At 70.9% G+C, this 12528-nt stretch carries 13 protein-coding genes and 1 tRNA gene; 4 read left to right on the forward strand and 10 right to left on the reverse strand.

The window, feature by feature from the left end; all coding sequences use genetic code 11:
- Positions 1-17: 17 nt before the first annotated feature.
- The gene (locus LWJ43_RS15295) at positions 18-1358 is read right to left on the reverse strand and encodes an ABC transporter substrate-binding protein (RefSeq protein WP_277332805.1); all 1341 of its coding nucleotides are present in this window, start codon (positions 1356-1358) and stop codon (positions 18-20) included.
- A gap of 427 nt (positions 1359-1785) precedes the next feature.
- Entirely contained in the window at positions 1786-3237 is a 1452-nt protein-coding gene (locus LWJ43_RS15300; protein WP_277332806.1) for an MFS transporter, read from the reverse strand.
- Positions 3238-3406: 169 nt separating this feature from the next.
- On the opposite strand from LWJ43_RS15300, the gene LWJ43_RS15305 reads away from it, so the two are divergent.
- Positions 3407-3862 carry a MarR family winged helix-turn-helix transcriptional regulator gene (locus LWJ43_RS15305; protein WP_014155014.1) on the forward strand — a complete coding sequence of 152 codons (456 nt, stop codon included), beginning with the start codon at positions 3407-3409 and terminating at the stop codon, positions 3860-3862.
- A 48-nt stretch (positions 3863-3910) separates the two neighbouring features.
- On the opposite strand, the gene LWJ43_RS15310 is transcribed toward LWJ43_RS15305, so the two are convergent.
- The gene (locus LWJ43_RS15310) at positions 3911-4903 is read right to left on the reverse strand and encodes a helix-turn-helix transcriptional regulator (RefSeq protein ID WP_277332807.1); all 993 of its coding nucleotides are present in this window, start codon (positions 4901-4903) and stop codon (positions 3911-3913) included.
- A 105-nt stretch (positions 4904-5008) separates the two neighbouring features.
- Here LWJ43_RS15310 and LWJ43_RS15315 point away from each other — a divergent pair, with 105 nt between their 5' ends.
- The 3 genes from LWJ43_RS15315 to LWJ43_RS15325 all read left to right on the forward strand — a co-directional run bounded on the left by LWJ43_RS15315 (position 5009) and on the right by LWJ43_RS15325 (position 6141).
- Positions 5009-5407 carry a VOC family protein gene (locus LWJ43_RS15315; RefSeq protein WP_277332808.1) on the forward strand — a complete coding sequence of 133 codons (399 nt, stop codon included), beginning with the start codon at positions 5009-5011 and terminating at the stop codon, positions 5405-5407.
- A gap of 154 nt (positions 5408-5561) precedes the next feature.
- Positions 5562-5882: an SCO4225 family membrane protein gene (locus LWJ43_RS15320; protein WP_277332809.1), complete on the forward strand. Its 321-nt coding sequence runs from the start codon at positions 5562-5564 to the stop codon at positions 5880-5882.
- Positions 5883-5946: 64 nt separating this feature from the next.
- Positions 5947-6141, forward strand: coding sequence for a hypothetical protein (locus LWJ43_RS15325; RefSeq protein ID WP_277332810.1), 195 nt, complete (start codon positions 5947-5949; stop codon positions 6139-6141).
- Positions 6142-6305: 164 nt separating this feature from the next.
- Here LWJ43_RS15325 and LWJ43_RS15330 read toward each other — a convergent pair.
- From LWJ43_RS15330 to LWJ43_RS15360, 7 genes are all read right to left on the reverse strand, one after another.
- A tRNA-Lys gene (locus LWJ43_RS15330) sits at positions 6306-6379 on the reverse strand.
- 90 nt (positions 6380-6469) lie between these two features.
- Positions 6470-8026 (reverse strand): amino acid permease, encoded by a 1557-nt coding sequence (locus LWJ43_RS15335; protein ID WP_277332811.1) that lies wholly within the window; start codon positions 8024-8026, stop codon positions 6470-6472.
- 103 nt (positions 8027-8129) lie between these two features.
- Positions 8130-10403, reverse strand: a complete 2274-nt coding sequence (locus LWJ43_RS15340; protein ID WP_462100885.1) for a DEAD/DEAH box helicase — start codon at positions 10401-10403, stop codon at positions 8130-8132.
- Positions 10404-10602: 199 nt separating this feature from the next.
- Positions 10603-11157, reverse strand: coding sequence for a hypothetical protein (locus LWJ43_RS15345; protein ID WP_277332813.1), 555 nt, complete (start codon positions 11155-11157; stop codon positions 10603-10605).
- Positions 11158-11292: 135 nt separating this feature from the next.
- Positions 11293-11661 (reverse strand): fluoride efflux transporter FluC, encoded by a 369-nt coding sequence (locus tag LWJ43_RS15350; protein ID WP_277332814.1) that lies wholly within the window; start codon positions 11659-11661, stop codon positions 11293-11295.
- Positions 11658-12155: a fluoride efflux transporter FluC gene (locus LWJ43_RS15355; protein WP_277332815.1), complete on the reverse strand. Its 498-nt coding sequence runs from the start codon at positions 12153-12155 to the stop codon at positions 11658-11660. The genes LWJ43_RS15350 and LWJ43_RS15355 overlap by 4 nt, the downstream gene beginning before the upstream one ends.
- Positions 12152-12505: a metallopeptidase family protein gene (locus tag LWJ43_RS15360; protein WP_015578045.1), complete on the reverse strand. Its 354-nt coding sequence runs from the start codon at positions 12503-12505 to the stop codon at positions 12152-12154. Before LWJ43_RS15360 ends, LWJ43_RS15355 begins: the two co-directional genes overlap by 4 nt.
- Positions 12506-12528 lie beyond the last annotated feature (23 nt).

Genomic DNA, 12528 nt, shown 5'->3' on the forward strand with positions numbered 1-12528 from the left:
CAGGCCCCCGGTCCGGCTCAGCCCTGCTGTTCCTTCCACTCCGCCTGGGCCTCGTCGAGGTTTGCGGCGAGCGTGTCCAGGAAGTCCTTGGCGCTCGCCTTGCCGAGCAGCACCTTCTGGAAGCCGGCCTCGCTGTCGGCCTTGGACAGGGTGTTCCAGTCCGGCAGGTAGTAGGGGAGCTGGACGATCTTGGTGTCGCCGGAGAACAGCGCCTCCGCGCCGAGCTTGGTGGTCTCGGCCTTGTCGAGCCAGGGGTCCTCGGCCGCTTCCTTGTTGGCCGGGATCAGGCCTGCGGACTCGCTGAACTTCGAGTTCGAGGCGTGGGAGGCGGCGAACTCGATGAACTTCCAGGCGGCCGCCTTGTTCTCGGACGACTTGAGGAGGCCTAGGCCGGAGACGGGGTTGGAGACCATCACCCGGGTCCCGTCGGCGAGTTCCGGCTGCGGGATGCCACGGAACTTGTCGGTGCCGAGTGAGCTCACGTGGTCCTGGTAGGAACCCAGGTTGTGGTTGAGCATGGCGATGCCGCCGGAGTCGAACTGGGCGACCATCTTGGTGAAGTCGTTGTTGAGGTCGGCCTCAGGGGTGGCCTTCCTGTACAGCCCGACGTACTTCTCCAGTGCCGCGACGTTCTTCGGATCGTTGACCGTCGTGCTCGTCTGTGACTCGTCCCAGAACGAGTCGATGCCGGACTGCCCGTACATCGCGTCCAGTGCCTGGGCGATGGAACCCGGGCCGCCGCGGATGGTGTAGCCGAACTGGTTCTTCTTCTTGTCCGTCAGCTTCGCCGCGGCCCCGTAGAACTCGTCCCAGGTGTCCGGCTCGCCCAGCCCGGCCTTCTCGAACAGGTCCGTGCGGTAGTACAGGACGCCGTTCGTCGCGGAGATCGGCACCGTGTACATCTCGTCCCGGCCGGCGGCACTCCGCACGTTCTCGACCATCGCCTCGTTGAGCTTGCCCTTGAGGGAGCTCTTCTCGATCCGGTCGTCCAGCGGCTCCAGGGCGTCCTGCGCGGTGATCCCGGCGACCATCGCGGCGCCCACACCACCGACGTCCGGCAGCCCCCCTCCCTGGATGGCGGTGTCGTACTTCGACTGGGCCTCGGTGGAGGCGATGCCCACGTACTGCACGTCGATGTCCGGGTTCGCCTTCTCGAAGTCGGCGATGATCTCCTTCCAGATCGCCGTGCGGACACCGCCGTTCTCGTCCCAGAACACGATCTTCCCGGTTCCCGAGCCCTCGGCGCCCTTCGCGCCGGTCATGCCGCTCCCGTCGTCACCGCAGGCGGTGGCCGTGAGGGCCAGGGCGGAGACCAGGGATATCGCGGCGGCGAGACGGCTGTTGCGGGGCTTGATCATGGTCGGCTCTCTTCTCTGAGTGCTCACCGGCGGGGCGCTGCGCGGCAGGGCGCCGCAGCGTGAACCGTGCGGGGATGAAGGTCCTTCGGGAAAGCGCGGAGCTCCGGCAGTCCTGCGGAGCGTCGGGCGGGCACGTCACCGCCGCCAGGGCCGGGGCACACGGGCGGGACGGGTGGGCGGGGGTCCTTCAGCGTCTCCCGCGGCGCCGGGGGCGGCAGGGGAGAGGGCTCGGGGCTGGCTGCATACGGCGCTCGGCTCTCATATGGCGTCTGATATATGACATACGAAGGACAACGCGAAGAACGTAAGTCGGCCCACTCCCCCGGTCAATGCCCGTGCAGCAGAAAGTTCCCGGGTCCGGGAACGCGGAAGCGCCCCGGCCTTCGGAACTCGAGTTCCGGAGGCCGGGGCGCTTCCGTCGGCGTGGTCAGGCTTGCACGGTCGCCTTGTCCGCCGAGGAGCCGGTCCGATCACCGTCGGCCGAGGTGCGGACGAGGCCCGGGATGAGCGCGGCGACCGCCGCGGCGACGAGGGCGACACCGCAGCCGATCATCAGGCCGACGCGGAACCCGTCCTCGGAGGCGAGCGAGAAGCCGCCGAGGTCCATGGTCATCTGCGCCAGTACGACACCGATGACGGCCGATCCGATGGTCGTCCCCAGGGAACGCATCAGGGTGTTGAACCCGTTGGCCGCCGCGGTCTCCGAGAGCGGGACCGAGCTCATGATCAGGGCGGGCATCGCGCCGTAGGCCAGGCCGACGCCGCTGTTGATGACGATTCCGACGATCATCAGGCCCCAGGCGGAGCCCATGAGGAAGAGGGAGAGGCCGTAGCCGAGGGAGATCACGAGCGCACCGAGGACGAGTGCGATCTTGGGCCCACGTGCGTTGATCAGCTTCCCGCCGAGCGGGGAGACGATCATCATCATCACGCCACCGGGAGCCATCCACAGACCCGCGGCCAGCATCGACTGCCCGAGGCCGTACCCCGTGGCCTCGGGGAACTGGAGCAGCTGGGGGGCGATGAGCATGAAGGAGTACATGCCGACGCCGACCAGGATCGACGAGACGTTGGTCAGCAGCACGCGCGGACGGGCGGTGGTGCGCAGATCGACGAGCGGGTCACGGGTACGCAGCTCGTAGAACCCCCAGGCACCCAGGGCCACGACCGCGACCGCGAACAGGCCGAGCGTCGTGCCGGAGCCCCAGCCCCAGTCGGCGCCCTTGGAGATCGCCAGCAGGAGGGACACCAGGCCGACGGCGAGCCCGATCGCGCCGGGGGCGTCGAACCGCTGCCCCTTGGCGCCGGCCGGGACGTCCGGGACGAAGAGGTAGATGAGTACGGCGATCATCAGCGCCAGGACCGCGGAACCCCAGAACAGCACGCGCCAGCTGGCGTACTCGGCGACGGCGGCGGAGATCGGCAGACCGAGCGCGCCACCGATGCCCATGGAGGCGCTCACGAGGGCGATGGAGCCGCTGAGCTTCTCGGCGGGCACCACGTCGCGCAGGAGCGCGATGCCCAGCGGCACCATGCCCATGCCCATGCCCTGGAGACCTCGTCCGACGATCATCGGGACGACGGAGGAGGCCAGCGCGCACACGACCGACCCGACGATCAGCGGGACCGCGCAGGCCAGCAGCATGCGGCGCTTGCCGAGGAGGTCACCGAGCCTGCCGGTGACCGGCACGCACACGCCCGCGACCAGGAGGGTGACGGTGACCACCCAGGCCGCGTTCGACGAAGAGGTGTCCAGAATCCGCGGCAGCTCCGCGATCAGCGGGGTCACCAGCGTCTGCATCACGGCGGCGACGGTGCCGGCGAGTGCCAGCGTGGTGATCACACCGCCTGCGCGGGCTGTGGGCTGGGGTGCGTCCATATCGCGGGTCCTCGGCTATCCGGTCGGTTCGATGGGAGACTTGGCATCGTACATTCCTATTGCATCATGCACATCTTGTGGTCTATGCAAGTCTGCGTAAACATACGATGAAGTCAGCACGCACGACGACACACCGGCCCGCCCGGCAGGAAGCAGGAGGTGCCCGCGCATGAAAAGGGCAACGCATGAGGTCGAGTACGAGCAGATGCTGCTCAGCCGGCACGGCCTGCTGACCCACAGGAAGGGGCGCCGCAAGGACGGCCTCCTGGAGCGCAGCGCGTACGTCCTGCTCAGCCGCATCCGCGTACAGGGCCCCATGTCCGTCGGTGAGCTCAGCGAGGCCTTCGATCTCGACGTCTCCACCCTCAACCGGCAGACCGCCGCGGTCATGCGCGCCGGATTCGTGGAACGCATCCCCGATCCGGACGGGGGCATGGCCCGCAAGTTCCGCATCACCGAGGAGGGGGCGAGGACCCTCGACGCGGAACGCGAGGGCATGGTCAGCTCCCTGGAGCGCGTCATGGCCGACTGGGCCGACGAGGACATCTCCGCCTTCGCCGGCTACCTGCGTCGCTTCAACTCCGACATCGAGCGCATCGGCGGCCGTCCCTGGCCGCGCCCCTGAGCCACCGGCCGGAAGAAGCCGCGAGGGCCCGTCCCCGGCGGCTGTGCCTCACGGAACCCGGCGGGCGGAGGACGCGAGGCGATCGGCGAGCTCGGCGACGAGGTCGCGCAGTTCGTCCGGGCGCTCGATGACGAAGGGCCGGTCGAGCGCGGCCAGCACCGGAGGCAGCCAGCCGAGCCGCTCCGCCCTGATACCGACACGCCACCAGCGTCCGGGCGTCGGGGCGTCGCAGGCCGCGGGTCCCTCCTCCGCCTCCAGGATCGCGACGGCTGCGGGAAGCCGGGCCCTGATCGCCTCCGCCGTTCCGTGGATCCGCAGGGTCACCTCGTGCCGGTACCCGGCCGTGGCGAAGCCCGACAGCACGCGCGCGGCCGGATCGGTACCCGCGGGCACCTCGAACGATCCGGGGAGGGCCCGCGCGTCGGTGATGCGGTCGAGCCGGAAGGTCCGGTCCTCGCCGATCCCGGGGTCCCTGCCGGTGACGTACCACCGGCCCGCGTGGGCGACGATCCCGTAGGCGTGCAGCGTGCGTTCGCCGCGCCGGCCGTCGCCGCCGGTGTATCTCATCGTGACCGGTCGGCTGTGACGCACCGCGTCGGCGATCGTGAGCAGGACCCCGGTGTCCGGGGCGGCGAACCCGCCGGGCCCGTCCGTGAAGGCGAGGGATTCGAGGAGCGTGTCGAGCCGGCCCGCGAGGTGCCTGGGAAGCACGCGCCGGATCTTGGCGGACGCCGTCTCGCTCGCCGTGTGCCCTGCCGCCGGTCCCGCCCTGCGCCCCGCCACCAGGCCGAGCAGCACGGCCAGCGCCTCGTCGTCGCTCAGCATGAGGGGCGGCAGGCGGTACCCGGCGCCGAGCCTGTATCCGCCGTACCGGCCCCGCACCGACTCCACGGGCACATCGAGGTCGATCAGCTGGTCCACGTACCGCCGCACGGTCCGCCCGTCGACGCCGAGCCGGTCGGCGAGCTCCGCCACCGTGCGCGTGCCGCCGGACTGCAGCAGCTCCAGGAGTGTCAGCACACGGCCGGCGGGTCGGGTCATGGCTACAGCCTAGAACCGATACAGGACGGAAACTGTCCACTATCTCCCCTAGCCTCCGACATGCACGACGCCGGCACGACGTCGTCACGACCCTGGGAGGCCCTCATGAACTTCGTCTCGATCCGCATCATCACCAGTGACGTCGCACGCCTCGTCACCTTCTACGAGCGGGTCACGGAGGTGCGGGCGGAGTGGGCCAACGACGACTTCGCCGAACTCAGGACACCCGCCGCCACCCTCGCGATCGCGAGCACCCGCACCGTCCCCCTGTTCGCCCCCGGCTCCGCCCGCCCGGCGGAGAACCACAGCGTGATCACCGAGTTCCTCGTCGACGACGTGGACCGCGTGCACCGGAACCTGGCGGACGTCGTCACCGACCTCGTGGCCGAGCCCACCACGATGCCCTGGGGCAACCGCTCGCTGCTGTTCCGGGACCCGGACGGCAACCTGGTCAACTTCTTCACCCCCGTCACCCCGGAGGCCGTGGAGAAGTTCGCCCGCTGAGGAGACACAGCCGCTCCCGCCGCGCCGCACCCAGGAGGCCGAGGCGGACGTCACCATACGAACATGGGTATGGGTACTCATGCCGCTGCCGCAGCCCCGACGGCATCGTGTGTCTCACACCGAGCAACACGGTTTCCTCACATCGGAGTTGAAGATGGCTGCCTCGCCTCGCACCCTGTCCCTGTCCCTTCGCCGGTACCTGCTGAACCCGGCCGCCCTGGGCTACCTGGCCGTCGTGGCCGCAGTCGGCGTATGGGTCGGGTTGGACGCGCTCCTGGTCGAGCGGGCGGACGCCAGTCTCGCCGGGGTCTGGCTGTTCCTCGTGACCGCCCCGACCTCGATGCTGTTCCTGGCCCTTCCCGGCGTGCTCCCGTTCGCCGGTGTCGCCGTCGGAGCCGTCATCCAGGCGCTGGCGCTCGGCGCCGCCTACCGCTGGGTCATCGGCCGGACCACGCGGCGCACCGCCACCGCCTGAGCAGGCATCATCGACCGACACCCGGGCGCCGACCGCGGCGCCCGCGCGAACGAGGTTTGAGGCCATGGCGAAGTGCAAGAAGTGCGGGGCGCGGAAGCGCCGTTGGCCCCGCTCCTGTTCCCGGTGCCGTACCGGATCCTCGGACCGGGCGGAAACGGCCGTGGAGGCCGCCGAACTGGCCGCGGAACTGGGACTGCTCGGCTGGATCGGGCGAGGCGTCATGACCATGGTGCGGCTGGCGCTGCGTGCGATCGGCTGACCGGAGTGACTCATCGTGATGCGGTCGTGCGATGGTGCAGATGACTCGTCGCAAGCGCCACCCGCTCACACGGATGTCCGGAAACCACTGAGCGCCTCGACCGGCCGAAGCCGGTCGAGGCGCTCAGTCGCAGGTCGGAGGGTGTTTCCTCGCCCCGCGATCGGTAGGCCGTGTGGGACTCGAACCCACAACCAACGGATTAAAAGTCCGCTGCTCTGACCAATTGAGCTAACGGCCCCGGATCGATCACCCCCGAGCATAGCTGCCCCGGGCCCGGCAGCCGATCGGGTATCGGTGCCGGGCCCTGTCGTGGCCGGGACCGAGCCGGTCAGTCCGTGGATTCGTCCGTGATCGTGCGCTTGTGAACCGGTGCGGTCGGCCTGAGGAACCAGTGCCGGGCCGAGACCAGCCACCACACGGCGGCGAAGCCGAGCACCACCAGCACGGCCAGCGGGGCGTAGTTGAAGCTCTCCCAGGTGACCGGGGACACCTGGGGCAGCATGAAGAGCACCGTGATCACCCCGACCCAGGTCACCGCGACGACGCCGATGGGCCGGGACCAGCGGCCCAGGTGCCAGGGGCCCCGGACGAAGTCGTCGCCGCGCAGCAGCCTGAGCAGGGTGGGGATGACGTAGGCGATGTAGAGGCCGATGACCGCGATGGACGTCACCGCGGCGTACGCGGTGACGTTGATCAGGTACGGCAGGCCGAGGGCCAGGGCGCCGAGGGCGGCCAGCCAGACCGCCGCGACGGGCGTGCGCGTGCGGGGGCTGACCGTGTGCCAGACGCGGGAGAAGGGCAGTGCCCCGTCGCGCGAGAAGGCGTAGATCATGCGGCTGTTGGCGGTCACGGAAGCCATGCCGCAGAAGAGCTGCGCCCCGATCACGACGAGCAGCAGGAGCTTGCCCGTGGTGGCGCCGAGCGCGTCCAGCAGGATCTGCGCGGGCGGGGCCCCGGTCGGGGAGTTCAGGGCGCCGTCGTACGACTGGATGGCGAAGGTGAAGCCCAGCAGCAGCACGAAGCCGGCGATCCAGGACGTCCAGATGGACTGCACGATGCCGCGCGGGCCCGCCACGGCCGCGTCGTGGGTCTCCTCCGTCATGTGGGCGGAGGCGTCGTACCCGGTGAAGGTGTACTGCGCCATCAGCAGGCCGATCATCACGACGTAGAAGCCGCTGCCCCAGCCGGTGTTGTTGACGAACTCGGTGAAGACGTACGACGCCGACCGGTGCGAGTCCGGCACGAAGGTGAGCGCGCCCACGATGACGGCGACCCCGACCACGTGCCACCACACGCTGACGTTGTTGAGGAAGGCGACGATGCCGACGCCGAAGGTGTTCAGCAGGCCGTGGAGGACCAGGATCGCCGCGAAGAGCAGGATCGTACGGCCGGGAGTGACCTCGAAGCCGAACTGCAGGTTCAGATAGGCCCCGAGGAAGGACGCCGCCCCGAAGTCGATGCCGGCGGTGACGGCCACCTGGCCGAGCACGTTGAACCAGCCGGCGAACCAGGCCCACGCGGCCGCCGAGCGCGGCGGGGCGAGGCGGTGGGCCCAGAAGTACAGGCCCGCGGACGTCGGATAGGCCGAACAGATCTCCGCCATGGCCAGCCCGACGAACAGCGTCATCAGCCCGACGCCGACCCAGCCCCAGGTGATGACGGCGGGCCCGCCGGTGTTCATGCCGAAGAGGTACAGCGTCAGACAGCCGGAGAGCACCGAGATGATCGTGAACGAGACCGCGTAGTTGGAGAAGGCGGACATCCGGCGCGCGAGCACCTGGGTGTAGCCGAGTTCGGCCAGCCGTTCCTCGTCGGAGAGAGCGGCCTGAGGGCCTCGGAGGGCGTCCGGTGGTGGCTCGGCGGCCACCGCTTCGTCGTTTGTCATGTCCCCAGCGATGCCCTCGGGGGCCCTCCGGAAACGCCTCGGGGCCCGTAGGGCACCGAAGTGCCGTACGGGCCCCGAGGGCCGGGCGTCAAGTCAGCCGGACTCAGCCGTTGCGCTTCCAGCGCGGCTTGTCGTCACGGCGGCCGAAGGTGCCGGTGCCCGTACCCGTGCCGGTGCCACCGCGGTGGTCGTCACGACGGCCGTGCGGACGGTCGCCGCCACCGGAGCGGAAGCCGCCCGAGGGACGGTCGTCACGACGGTCACGGTTGAACGGGCGGTCGCCGCCACCGGAGCGGAAGCCACCGGAGGGACGGTCGTCACGACGGTCACGGTTGAACGCCGGGCGGTCGTTGTCACGACGCTCGAAGGAACGGCCGCCACGGTCGTCACGACGGTCGCCGCCACCGGAGCGGAAGCCACCGGAGGGACGGTCGTCACGACGGTCACGGTTGAACGCCGGGCGGTCGTTGTCACGACGCTCGAAGGAACGGCCGCCACGGTCGTCACGACGGTCGCCACGGTCGTCGCGACGGTCGCCGCCGCCGGAGCGGAAGCCACCCGAGGGACGGTCGTTGCTGCCGCGGAAGGACGGACGGTCGTTGCTGCCGCGGTAGCCGTTGCCGCCGGAGGGACGGCCACTGCGCTCGCCGACGCGGTCGTTGCTGCCGCGGTATCCACCGCGGTCGTCACGGCGGTCGCCGCCACGGTCGTCACGCCGGGCGTAGTTGCCCCGGTCGTCGCGACGGTCGTCGCGCGCGGCCGGCTGCTCGGGGACGGACGCGGCGGCGACGAGCGCGGCCTCGGCCTCGGCGGCGACCTCTGCCACCGCCGCCTCCGGGTCCTCGCCCCGCTCGCGGGCGGCACGGGCGACCAGGCGGTCGGCCTCCTCGCGCAGCTCGACGGCACGGCGCTGGACGCGCTCCAGTTGCTTGGTGAGGTCGGCGGCCTCGCGCTCGGCCTGCTTGGCCGCGTTGTTCGCGGAGTCGGCCTGGACCTCGGTCAGCGAACGTGCTCCGGTGATCTCGGCGACCTCGGGCTCGAAGACGCCGGCGCCCTGGACGATGTGGCGCGAGGCGTCGACGCCCGCGTCCTCCATGAGGCGGAAGATCTGGCGGCGCTGGTGCGGAAGCGCCAGCGACACGACGACACCGGACTTTCCGGCACGGGCGGTACGGCCCGAGCGGTGCAGGTAGTCCTTGTGGTCGCCGGCCGGGTCCACGTTGAGGACGAGGTCGATGCCGTCGACGTGGATGCCGCGGGCGGCGACGTCGGTGGCGACGAGGGCGTTGACGTAGCCCTTCTTGAAGTCCTCGAGGACGCGGGTACGGGCGCCCTGCGTCATGCCGCCGTGCAGCGCGTCGGCCTTCACGCCCGACTCGATGAGCTGCTCGGCGATGCGGTCGGCGCCCAGCTGGGTGCGGACGAAGATGATCGTGCGGCCCTTGCGGGCGGCGATCGCGGCCGTGACCGGCGCCTTGTCCTTCGGCTTCACGACGAGGACGTGGTGCGACATGGTCGAGACGTTGCCCTGGGCGCTGTCGACCTCGTGGGTGACCGGGTTGCTCAGGTAGCGCTTGACGAGCGTGCCGATCTCGTTCTCCATCGTCGCGGAGAAGAGCATGCGCTGGCCGCCACCGGGGATCTGGTCGAGCAGCTCGGTGACCTCGGGCAGGAAGCCCAGGTCCGACATCTGGTCGGCCTCGTCGAGGACCGCGACCTGGACGCTCGCGAGGGAGCAGGCGCCGCGGTTGATGATGTCGCGCAGCCGGCCCGGGGTGGCGACGAGGACGTCGACACCGCGCTCCAGCGCGTAGATCTGGTTGCCCATCGACGTACCGCCGCAGACGACCTTCATCTTCAGGCCGAGCACGTCGCCGTAGGGCTGCAGCGCGTCCGCCACCTGCATGGCCAGCTCACGGGTCGGCGTGAGGATGATCGCGCGGGGCTTCTTCTTCTCGGTGTGCCCGCCGGCCAGCGCGGCCAGGGTCGGCAGACCGAAGGAGAGCGTCTTGCCCGAGCCGGTGCGGCCACGGCCGAGGATGTCCTTGCCGGCCAGGGCGTCCGGGATGGTCGCGGCCTGGATCGGGAAGGGGGCCGTCACACCGTTCTGCGCGAGCTTGCGGACGATGCCCTCGGGCAGCCCGAGCTCGGCGAAGGTGATGCTCGGCTCGGCGTCCTCGGCGACCTCTTCCGAGGTGTCCGCGGCGGAGGTGACCTCGTCGTCGGAGGTGGCCTCGTCGGAGGTGACCGCGGCGGAGGGCTCCGCGACGGGGGTCTCGTCGGCCTGGGCCACTACGGCCTCGGCTGCCTCGACGACCTCGATGTTCTCGACGTCGTTCTCGGACATGACGGTGTTGTCAGAACTGGAAATTGACATGCGAAATGCGAAACCTTCCGGAGTCTCGGCACGCGCCCGTAACTCCGTGTTTTCGCAATTTCGACCGCCTCAATGCGGTCCAGCCACGGCAAGGGAGAGTACGCGCCACACGGCGCTCTTCTGTGTCGGCGCCGGGCAATGGGATCAAACGATCTACTACCATACGCACCCTCCCCCACTTCGCGCAAACCGGCCCCCCTCACACCGGTGCGACCTGCGGTGATACCCGCGGAGTGGGCCACATGCCGACCCGCCCCGGCGTCCCCGCCGCATCCGTGCGGGACTGCGCCGCCGGCGAGGCCGAGGGCTGCTCCGGCGGCGGCGAGGGCTCCGGCTCGGGCGAGGCCGGGGGCTCCTCGGTGACCGGCGGAGGCGGCGGCTCCCCCGGGCCCGGGGCGCTGGGCTCCGGGGTCGGCAACGGGCCTCCGTGCGAGGGCGCGGGGGAGCCGGGGCCGGCGGGCACCGGCACGGCCTTCCCGGGCTCCGCCGACGGGGTGCGGCCCGAGGCCCTCGCGTCCGGCTTGCGCGAGGCCGCCCGGTCGGACTGCGCCTCGGCACGGCCACCACCGGAGCCGGACCGGCCGGTGCCGGACACGGTGCCCCCGTCGGGCAGGGCGGACGCGCCCTTCCGGTCCGCGGAACGCGAGGGGGTCGGCTTCCCAACGTCGTCGCCGACGCTCACACAGCCTGTGGACGCGGCGATCGTCAGCGCGGTGACGGCTGCCCAGCGGACGCGGGGGGACAACTGGCGCACGGGATGGCACCTCCGGGGAGGAGAGGGACGGCGGGTACGGGAGAGCGATGTGTCCAACTCCCCCGCCCCCACCGGGGACACGCCCGGACACAACACCCGCACACGGAGCGGCCGGCCGGCCGCTCCGCGGGAGGCTCAGAAGCCCCCCGCCAGCTCCGCCCCCAGGAACACCGCCCCGAGCCCCACCAGCAGGGACGCCAGCAGATTCGCCCCGGCGAGGAAACCCCGGCCCGCCTCGGCCAGGCGCAGGGTCTCGTACGAGAACGTCGAGTACGTCGTCAGCGCCCCGCACAGGCCCGTCCCCAGCAACGCGTACACGGGAGTGGACACCGTGGCGCCGGTCAGCACACCGAGCAGCAGACTGCCCGCCGCGTTCACCGTGAACGTCCCCCACGGGAACACGTACGGCAGCCCGGAACCGTGCCGCGCCTGCACCGCACGGTCCGTCAGATAGCGCAGCGGCGCCCCGACGGCACCCCCGAGGGCGACCAGCAGCCAGGTCACGACGGCCTCCCCCGCCCGTCCACCAGCACCCGGGTGAGCACGGTCGCGCCCGAGACCGCGCCGAGCGCCGCCACGGCCGTCCCCGCCGCGTATCCCATGGCCGTCGCCACTTCCTGACGGGCCAGCAGCTTCGACACGTCGGCGGCGTACGTCGAGAACGTGGTGAACCCGCCGAGCACCCCGACACCCCAGAACGGCCGCACCAGCGGACGCGCGACGACGCCCCGCTCCGCGACCAGCACCATCAGCACCCCGATCAGGGCGCAGCCCGACACGTTGACGGCGAAGACCGTCCAGGGGAAGCCGCCCTCGGCCGTCGGCCAGGCGAGCGAGGCCGCGTACCGCGCGGTCGCCCCCAGGGCACCGCCGGCGGCGATGACGGCCAGGACCCGCCACCGGCCGGGCCCCTCGGTCTCGGCGCGCTGCGCGGGTACGGAGAGGTCGACGTCCGGGTCGACGGACGGCCTGCGGGGCGGCGGATCCTGGGTGCTCACCCGTACCCCAGCTCGTGCAGCCGCTCGTCGTCGATGCCGAAGTGGTGGGCGATCTCGTGGACCACGGTGATCTCGGTCTCGGCGACCACGTCCTCGCGGGTCTCGCACATCCGCAGAGTCGGCCCCCGGTAGATCGTGATCCGGTCCGGCAGGACCCCGGCGTACCACTCGCCGCGCTCGGTGAGCGGCGTCCCCTCGTAGAGGCCGAGGAGCTCCCGGTCCTCCGGGTCCTCGGGCTCCTCCTCCACGAACACCGCGACGTTGTCCATCAGCCGCATCAGCTCCGGCGGGACCCGGTCAAGAGCCAGGCTCACCAGCTCTTCGAACTCCTCGCGCGTCATCTCCAGCACACCGCCATTGTCACGTACGCCGG

The organism is Streptomyces sp. JH34 (assembly GCF_029428875.1).
Classification (GTDB): Bacteria; Actinomycetota; Actinomycetes; order Streptomycetales; family Streptomycetaceae; genus Streptomyces.

What these genes read in the sequence shown, in the direction of transcription:
- LWJ43_RS15335 (WP_277332811.1), bottom strand. Translation starts at nt 8,026, where the DNA reads ATGACAAACGACGAAGCGGTGGCCGCCGAGCCACCACCGGACGCCCTC.
- LWJ43_RS15320 (WP_277332809.1), top strand. Translation starts at nt 5,562, where the DNA reads ATGGCTGCCTCGCCTCGCACCCTGTCCCTGTCCCTTCGCCGGTACCTG.
- LWJ43_RS15325 (WP_277332810.1), top strand. Translation starts at nt 5,947, where the DNA reads ATGGCGAAGTGCAAGAAGTGCGGGGCGCGGAAGCGCCGTTGGCCCCGC.
- LWJ43_RS15295 (WP_277332805.1), bottom strand. Translation starts at nt 1,358, where the DNA reads ATGATCAAGCCCCGCAACAGCCGTCTCGCCGCCGCGATATCCCTGGTC.
- LWJ43_RS15315 (WP_277332808.1), top strand. Translation starts at nt 5,009, where the DNA reads ATGAACTTCGTCTCGATCCGCATCATCACCAGTGACGTCGCACGCCTC.
- LWJ43_RS15305 (WP_014155014.1), top strand. Translation starts at nt 3,407, where the DNA reads ATGAAAAGGGCAACGCATGAGGTCGAGTACGAGCAGATGCTGCTCAGC.
- LWJ43_RS15340 (WP_462100885.1), bottom strand. Translation starts at nt 10,403, where the DNA reads ATGTCAATTTCCAGTTCTGACAACACCGTCATGTCCGAGAACGACGTC.
- LWJ43_RS15310 (WP_277332807.1), bottom strand. Translation starts at nt 4,903, where the DNA reads ATGACCCGACCCGCCGGCCGTGTGCTGACACTCCTGGAGCTGCTGCAG.
- LWJ43_RS15300 (WP_277332806.1), bottom strand. Translation starts at nt 3,237, where the DNA reads ATGGACGCACCCCAGCCCACAGCCCGCGCAGGCGGTGTGATCACCACG.